Annotated in this window: 9 protein-coding genes and 1 pseudogene; 9 read left to right on the plus strand and 1 reads right to left on the minus strand. The window is 68.0% G+C overall.

Going from position 1 to position 8,001, the window contains the following annotated elements; genetic code table 11:
- Window positions 1–671: pseudogene (locus JO059_RS18025) on the minus strand (2-isopropylmalate synthase); the annotation flags it as partial.
- 320 nt (window positions 672–991) lie between these two features.
- On the opposite strand from JO059_RS18025, the gene JO059_RS18030 reads away from it, so the two are divergent.
- From JO059_RS18030 to JO059_RS18070, 9 genes are all read left to right on the plus strand, one after another.
- The gene (locus JO059_RS18030) at window positions 992–2,257 is read left to right on the plus strand and encodes an aspartate kinase (RefSeq protein ID WP_293321138.1); all 1,266 of its coding nucleotides are present in this window, start codon (window positions 992–994) and stop codon (window positions 2,255–2,257) included.
- Window positions 2,258–3,313: an aspartate-semialdehyde dehydrogenase gene (locus tag JO059_RS18035; RefSeq protein ID WP_293321126.1), complete on the plus strand. Its 1,056-nt coding sequence runs from the start codon at window positions 2,258–2,260 to the stop codon at window positions 3,311–3,313.
- Between the two features lie 20 nt (window positions 3,314–3,333).
- Complete coding sequence (locus JO059_RS18040) at window positions 3,334–4,458, plus strand: DUF4185 domain-containing protein (RefSeq protein WP_293321140.1); 1,125 nt, start codon at window positions 3,334–3,336, stop codon at window positions 4,456–4,458.
- Between the two features lie 165 nt (window positions 4,459–4,623).
- A complete protein-coding gene (locus JO059_RS18045; RefSeq protein ID WP_293321128.1) occupies window positions 4,624–4,812 on the plus strand; it encodes a hypothetical protein in 189 nt (62 codons plus the stop codon).
- 110 nt (window positions 4,813–4,922) lie between these two features.
- Window positions 4,923–5,321 (plus strand): hypothetical protein, encoded by a 399-nt coding sequence (locus tag JO059_RS18050; RefSeq protein WP_293321130.1) that lies wholly within the window; start codon window positions 4,923–4,925, stop codon window positions 5,319–5,321.
- Window positions 5,322–5,442: 121 nt separating this feature from the next.
- The gene (locus tag JO059_RS18055) at window positions 5,443–5,856 is read left to right on the plus strand and encodes a hypothetical protein (protein ID WP_293321132.1); all 414 of its coding nucleotides are present in this window, start codon (window positions 5,443–5,445) and stop codon (window positions 5,854–5,856) included.
- 110 nt (window positions 5,857–5,966) lie between these two features.
- The gene (locus tag JO059_RS18060) at window positions 5,967–6,395 is read left to right on the plus strand and encodes an organic hydroperoxide resistance protein (RefSeq protein ID WP_293321134.1); all 429 of its coding nucleotides are present in this window, start codon (window positions 5,967–5,969) and stop codon (window positions 6,393–6,395) included.
- A 21-nt stretch (window positions 6,396–6,416) separates the two neighbouring features.
- Window positions 6,417–7,073, plus strand: coding sequence for a sensor domain-containing protein (locus JO059_RS18065; protein WP_293321142.1), 657 nt, complete (start codon window positions 6,417–6,419; stop codon window positions 7,071–7,073).
- An 86-nt stretch (window positions 7,074–7,159) separates the two neighbouring features.
- Window positions 7,160–8,001: glutamate-cysteine ligase family protein (locus tag JO059_RS18070; protein WP_293321136.1), on the plus strand; the 842-nt coding region annotated here is incomplete at its 3' end.

Raw genomic sequence — 8,001 nt, forward strand, 5'->3', positions numbered from 1 at the left:
TTGGCATACTCCAACTCGGTGCCCGTGTAGGACTCCGGCGAGTACTCGAACCGCCACTGCGTGCCGGGGTACTTGGCGGCCTCCTCGACGCACTTGCGGGCGCCATCGGTCGCGATCGCCTGGACCGCTGCCCGGTCGGCGCGAAACACCACGCGGCGCTGCAGGATCGACGTCGAATTGTAGAAGTGCACGATTGCCTTGGGCGCGCCTTCGCACGCCTCGAAGGTGCGCTCGATCAGTTCCGGGCGGCACTGGGTCAGCACCTGGATGGTGACGTCGTCGGGAATCGCGCCCGCGGTGATGATTTCGCGAACGAAGTCGAAGTCGGTCTGGCTGGCCGAGGGAAAGCCGACCTCGATCTCCTTGTAGCCCATGCCCACCAGCAGATCGAACATGCGGCGCTTGCGGGCAGGGCTCATCGGGTCGATCAGCGCCTGGTTGCCGTCGCGCAGGTCCACGGCGCACCACAGGGGCGCCCGGGTGATGACGCGGTCGGGCCAGGTCCGGTCGGCCACGCGGACGGGCTCGACCTCCTCGGCGAACGGCCGATACCGGCCGACCGGCATCGACGTGTTTCGCTGCGGGTTCCAGGCGGGTTGGTCGGGCGCGGGCGGGCCCGCGGGTTTGACGATCGCTCGTGTAGATGTGTAAGCGTCGGGATTGGAAGTCACGGTAGTTGCTCCGGGGTGTCGGTAGGAACCTCAGACCGGCGCATCGCGAACACCCGCGACGGGAAGCCGGTCTGGATCAGACCCCGTCGCGGCGGCCGAGGAGGAGCACCCGCTGCACGCCCTGCACTCTACCGTGATCGGCGCCGTCACCAAAACGCGCTGTGCGGGCCGGCGAGTGTGGGGCCTATGGACGAATGCGGCGGCGGTTTCCGTGCTTAGAGCCCACGCTCGGCGCGCGGCCCACCCCATTGCGACGAAAAATCGCGATGCGTGTCCACGTATTCTGTGGTGAACCCATAGGCCAGCGGGGAAGGGTGACAGTGGCGCTCGTCGTGCAGAAGTACGGCGGATCCTCGGTGGCCGACGCCGACCGGATCCGCCGCGTTGCGGAGCGCATCGTGGCGACCAAGAAGCAGGGCAACGACGTGGTGGTCGTGGTGTCTGCGATGGGCGACACCACCGACGACCTGCTGGACCTCGCCCAGCAGGTGTGCCCGGCCCCGCCGCCGCGCGAACTCGACATGCTGCTGACCGCCGGCGAACGCATCTCCAACGCGTTGGTGGCCATGGCGATCGAATCGCTGGGCGCGCAGGCCCGCTCGTTCACCGGTTCACAGGCCGGCGTGATCACCACCGGCACCCACGGGAACGCGAAAATCATCAACGTCACGCCGGGCCGGCTGCAAACCGCGCTCGACGAGGGGCGGATCGTGCTGGTCGCCGGCTTCCAGGGCGTCAGCCAGGACACCCGAGACGTCACCACGCTGGGCCGGGGCGGCTCGGACACCACGGCCGTCGCGCTGGCCGCGGCGCTCGGCGCCGACGTCTGCGAGATCTACACCGACGTCGACGGCATCTTCAGCGCGGACCCGAGGATCGTGCACAACGCCCGCAGGCTGGATAGGGTGACCTTCGAGGAGATGCTCGAGATGGCGGCCTGCGGCGCCAAGGTCCTGATGCTTCGCTGCGTGGAATACGCTCGCCGCTACAACATTCCGGTGCACGTCCGATCGTCGTATTCGGAGAAACCGGGCACCGTCGTCGTCGGATCGATCAAGGACATCCCCATGGAAGACCCCATCCTGACCGGAGTCGCGCACGACCGCAGCGAGGCCAAGGTGACCATCGTCGGCATTCCCGACATCCCGGGGTATGCCGCCAAGGTCTTCCGCGCCGTCGCCGACGCCGACGTGAACATCGACATGGTGTTGCAGAACGTCTCCAAGGTCGAGGACGGCAAGACCGACATCACCTTCACCTGCTCGCGCGACAGCGGACCCACCGCGGTGGAAAAGCTCGACTCGCTACGCGAGGAAATCGGGTTCACCCAACTGCTCTACGACGACCACATCGGCAAGGTGTCGCTGATCGGGGCGGGCATGCGCAGCCATCCCGGTGTCACCGCCACCTTCTGCGAGGCGCTGGCCGCCGTGGGCGTCAACATCGAGCTGATCTCCACCTCCGAGATCCGCATCTCGGTGCTGTGCCGGGACACGGAACTCGACAAGGCGGTTGTCGCGTTGCACGAGGCGTTCGGCCTCGGCGGTGAGGAGTCGGCGACGGTGTATGCGGGGACGGGGCGGTAAATGGTTGCCATAGGGGTGGTCGGGGCCACCGGCCAGGTGGGCCACGTGATGCGCATGCTCCTCGAGGAGCGAGGCTTTCCGGCCCTGGAGAGCGGGGGCAGCGTGCGGTTCTTCGCGTCCGCCCGCTCGCAGGGCCGCAAGCTCACCTTCCGCGGGCAGGAGATCGAGGTCGAAGACGCCGAGACGGCCGACCCGACGGGCCTGGGCATCGCCTTGTTCTCCGCCGGCTCGGCCATGTCGCGGGTGCAGGCGCCGCGGTTCGCCGCGGCGGGGGTCACGGTGATCGACAACTCGTCGGCGTGGCGCAAGGACCCCGACGTGCCGCTGGTGGTGTCGGAGGTCAACTTCGACCGGGACGTCGCCGTGCCCCGGTCTCTCAAGAAAGGCATCATCGCCAACCCGAACTGCACCACGATGGCCGCGATGCCGGTGCTCAAGGTGCTGCACGACGAGGCGCAGCTGGTGCGCATCGTGGCATCGACCTACCAAGCGGTGTCGGGCAGCGGCCTCGTCGGCGTCGAGGAGCTGCTCACTCAGTCCCGAGCGGTCGTCGGGGAGGCCGAGCAATTGGTGTACGACGGCGCGGCGGTGGATTTCCCGGCGCCGAAGACCTATGTCGCGCCGATCGCGTTCAATGTGGTGCCGTTGGCCGGATCGCTGGTCGACGACGGCTCCGGCGAGACGGACGAGGACCAGAAGCTGCGCTTCGAGAGCCGAAAGATCCTGGGCATCCCCGACCTGATGGTCAGCGGTACCTGTGTGCGGGTCCCCGTGTTCACCGGGCACTCGCTGTCGATCAACGCCGAGTTCGCGCGGCCGTTGTCGCCCGAGCGCGCGCGTGAACTGCTCGACGGCGCGCCGGGGGTCAAGGTGGTGGACGTGCCCACGCCGCTGGCGGCCGCCGGTGTGGATGAATCGCTCGTCGGTCGCATCCGGCACGATCCCGGGGTGCCGGACGGTCGCGGGCTGGCGCTGTTTATCTCGGGCGACAACCTGCGCAAGGGGGCGGCCCTGAACGCCATCCAGATCGCCGAGCTGCTGGCCTCCCAGTTGTGAATCCGCGGCTGAGTTCCGCGATGCGGTGCTCGCTGCTGATATCCAGTGTGCTTGCGGCTCAATACTTTTGGATTGGTATCGGGCATGCGGACCCGCCGGCGCCGTCGCCCGAGCCAATCCTGCAGCCGCTGGCACCCGGTCAAGTGCTGCGCATCGGGCCGACGGCCGGCACCGGAACCCCCACGGGCGAGTACGGCATCGGGGCGACCGACCTGTGCGAATTTCTCGCGTTCCCCACAGAGTTGCTGCAGATCTGCGGTGACAGCTTTGCCGGCCAGGGAGTCGGTTTCGGTGGCTGGCATTCGCCGGTCGCGCTGCACGTCGATACCGCGTCGGTCGACGACCCCGCCGGGGTGCGCTACACCGGCGTCACCGGCATCGGCAAACCACTGCTCGCCGATCCGACGCCGCCGGGCAGCTCGCAGCTGCCCGCGGGGGTGGTCGAGATCAACCGGCACAACTATCTGCTCGTGACCACCACCAAGAACCTAGAGCCGCAGACGTCGCGGCTAGTGCTGGCCGAACCGGCGCGGGCGGGATGGCAGACCATTGCGGGTTCGCGGCGCGCCGCCTCCTACCAGAACGGCTCGCAGACCCAGATCAGCGGGTACTACGACCCGATCCCCACCCCCGATTCGCCGACTGGCTGGGTGTACATCGTCGCCAACAGCTTCACTCGCAGAGATCCGGTCGTGCTCTACCGGTCCACCCCGCAGGCCTTCACCGACCGGTCGAGGTGGCAGGGCTGGGCGGCCGGGCCCGGGGGCGGTTGGAACAAGCCCCCGACACCGCTGTGGGGGGACAAGGTGGGGGAGATGTGCATCCGGCAGATCGACGGCAAGAGCGTGCTGTCGTATTTCAACGCGACCACGGGCGACATGGAGGTCCGGGTGGCCGACGACCCGACGTCGCTGGGCAGCGCGCCGGTGACGACGGTCGTTCAGCACGACGAGTGGCCCGACCCCGCGGAAAGCCTGCCGCCCCCCTACGACAATCGCCTCGCCCAGCCCTATGGCGGCTACATCTCGCCGGGTTCCACCCTCGACGAGTTGCGGATCTTCGTGAGCCAATGGGACACCCGAGCCCGGGTCAGCGCGCCGTACCGGGTGATTCAATTCGCCGTCAACCCGTTCAAGCCGGAATAAAGCGAAACCTCCGCCCAGCCGTTGACGGCTCTGTTAGCGTCCCGCTCACCCTGGTCGGGACAGGGAGACAGCCAACGTGACGTGCTCGCGGAGGGCAAAAGAATGAATCGACCACGCATCGCAGGAGCATTGGCTGCGTTCGCCGTTGCCGGAGCCATTGCGACCATGACAGCCGGTGCGGCGATCGCGGTACCCAGGGCCGACCATGTTGTCGGCGAACAGTGCATCGGCGCAGACATCGGCCGGCGAGCCGTCGCCCCCAACGGTCAGGCCATCATCTGCGACGGCAGCTATCACTGGGTGCCGTACGTTGGTCAGATTCCCAACGACCCGTGGGTCACCGGCCAGAATTAGTCGGCGGATGCGCCGCTGTCCAACCTGCGTTTGGGCACGTGAAGCGCGTTTTCAGCTCACAGCTGCTACCTAAGTAACGCATAGCCGCAGCTACTGTTGAGGCCCGCATCATGTGTCTCATGAGTGAAACATCAGACACCCCAACCGTGCGGACACCTACCGCAACTGCTGCCGCGCCAGCGGCCACGGCCGAAGCAGCGCCGCTGAGGACCCCCCGCGTCTTCATCGCCGCGGCCTGGGTCGCCATCGTCGCCGGGATCGTGTTCATCATCTCGGTGATCTTCTTCACCGGAATGGCGCTCGGTCACCACGGTCATGGCGGCCACCACCACAAGCACCACGCGATGATGATGCATCCGCCCCGATTCGGCGGGCCTGGCGGCCCTGGCGGCCCGGGCGGTCCGGGCGCCAACCAGGGCGCCAACCAGGGTGGGCCGGCGTCCGTCGCTCCCGGCGCTCCCGGACCCAGCCAGGTCCCGTCTTCGGTCGTTCCGTCCCGGACGCCGTAGCACCACTTCGGTCAACAACCAGCAGCCTGGCGCTCGCGCGAGCGCCGGGCTGCGCAATTCACAGCATCTTTTGCCGGCGGAAGCTGTTACGGCGGTTGGGGTTCGAGGCAGTATTCAAGGCATGAGCGAAACATCTGACGCGCCAACCCCCACCACGTCCGCCGTCGCGACTCCGCCGCCAACGCCGGCCTATGAGCGGGCCAAGCCGCCGAGGCTCTATGTCGTGGCTGCTTGGGTGGTGATCGTCGCCGGCGTCGTTTTCATCGTTGCCACCATCTTCTTCGCCGGCGCCGCGATCGCGGGGTTTGGCGGCCACTGCTACCAGCGTTATCACCACGGCATGATGTACAAGCCGTGGGGTCCCGGCGGTGGCCAGTGGCAGTACGGCGGCCCGTATGGCCCCGGGATGGTTCCTCCGTTCCCCCCGCCGCCGGGCTTCGGTCCCCCGCCGCCCGGCGGCCCGGCAGGCCCGGCTGGTCCGGGTGGGCCCAGCCAATCGCCGACGACCAGCGCGCCGGCGCCGCCTCGCCCGTAGCGGCCTGGTGACTGGCGCCCAGCGTCGAGTTGATGCGCGATTCCGTCGTCGATTCCGGCTCAACAACCCGACGTTCGCTGGGGGGCAGCGGGTTGGCATGATCGAAACCCATGACCATTGAAGTCGTTTACACCACGCAATCCACCGCCACCGGCGGCGGTCGCGACGGCCACGTCAAGTCCGACGACGGCCGCATCGACCTCGAGACCCGCCCGCCGAAGGCGATGGGCGGCAACGGCGAAGGCACCAATCCCGAGCAACTGTTCTCCGCCGGTTACGCTGCGTGCTTCCTGGGTGCGCTGCGCCTGGTGGCCGGCAAGTCGAAGGTGAAGCTCGAGGACGCCACCAACGTGACGGTGCAAATCGGGTTCGGTAAGGATTCCGCGGGCGGATTCGGGCTCACCGGCGAGATCGTCGGTTACCTGCCGGGCCTGGAACAGTCCGCGGCGGACGACTTGATGGCGCAGGCACACCAGGTGTGCCCGTATTCCAAAGCCACCCGGGGCAACGTCGACGTCGACGTCTCGGCCAAGGTTTAGCCGGGCGAATTGGCAGCGACGATGCGGCTCTCCGCCGCGGTGTTGGCCGTCGGCCTGGCCGTCGGGGCAGCTGGCGGCGCTCCCATTGCCCCTGTTGCCGCAGCCCACCCGTCGGACCCCGGAGTGGTGAACTATGCGGTCCTCGGTAAGGGATCGGTCGGCAACATCGTCGGTGGGCCGATCGGCTGGGAGTCGGTGTTCACCCAGCCGTTGCAGGGATATTCGGTCGATCTCCCGGTCTGCAACAACTGGGCGGATATCGGGTTGCCCGAGGTTTACAACGATCCCGACCTGGCGTCGTTCAACGGAGCCACCGCCCAGACGTCGGCTAGCGACCAGACCCACTACGTCAAGCAGGCGATCGGAGTTTTCGCCACCAACGACGCCGCGGGCCGGGCCTTCCATCGCGTTGTGGACCGCACCGTCGGCTGTTCCGGGCAGACCACCGCGATGCACCTGGACAATGGGATCACACAGGTGTGGTCGTTCGACGGCGGTCCCGCAACGGGTACCGACGCCAACTGGACCAAGCAGGAAGCGGGAACCGATCGCCGGTGCTTCGATCAGACCAGGCTGCGAGAAAACGTTCTGCTCCAGGCCAAGGTCTGCCAGTCTGGCAACGCGGGCCCCGCGGTCAACGTTCTGGCCGGGGCAATGCAGAACGCGCTGGGTCAATAAGGTCGCACCACGTAGTCGGGAATATGTCGGGGCGATCTGCAAGATGAAGTAATGCGACACGTGCCCGGGCCCGGAGGGATCGCGATATGACGTTCGCCGCCGTCAGCGCCGCTCAAGCGGAACTGGCCGACTCCGCTTCCGCCGCGCAATACGTCGCCGACGCCTGCCTGGTCGACGCCCCATTGGGATCCGTCGGCCTCGAGGTGGAAGGGCATTGCCACGATCCGGCCGATCCGTACCGCCGGCCGAGTTGGGACGAAATCCGCGCCGTACTCGAGACGTTGCCCTCGCTGCCGTGCCGCAGCAAGGTCAGCGTCGAGCCGGGAGGGGCCGTCGAACTGTCCGGGCCCCCTGCGGACGGTGCGGTGGCCGCCATCGAGGCGATGAGTCGTGACCAGGCCGTGCTGCGGTCGGCCTTCGCCGACGCGGGGCTGGGTCTTGTCTTCCTCGGGGCGGACCCGCTGCGGCCCCCGAAGCGCATCAACCCCGGCGCGCGTTACCGCGCCATGGAGGAGTTCTTCGCCGCCAGCCGCTCCGGGGAGGCGGGCGCGGCGATGATGACGTCCACCGCGTCGATCCAGGTCAACCTGGACGCCGGGCCGCAGGAGGGATGGGCGGCGCGGGTGCGGCTGGCGCACGCGCTGGGTCCCACGATGATCGCGATCGCGGCCAACTCGCCGATGCTCGGCGGCGAGTTCACCGGCTGGGTTTCCGCCAGGCAGCGGGTGTGGGGCCAGATGGACTCCGCACGCTGTGGTCCAATTCTGGGTGCCAGCGGGGACGACCCGGGCACGGATTGGGCGCGGTACGCGCTGAAGGCTCCGGTGATGCTGGTGCACAACCCGGAACCGGTGGCCGTGACGCGCTGGGTGCCCTTCGCCGACTGGGTGGACGGCCGGGTGCTGCTCGGCGCTCGTCGGCCAACTGT

The sequence above is a fragment of the Mycobacterium sp. genome (genome assembly GCF_019247615.1).
In the GTDB taxonomy this organism is placed as follows: domain Bacteria; phylum Actinomycetota; class Actinomycetes; order Mycobacteriales; family Mycobacteriaceae; genus Mycobacterium.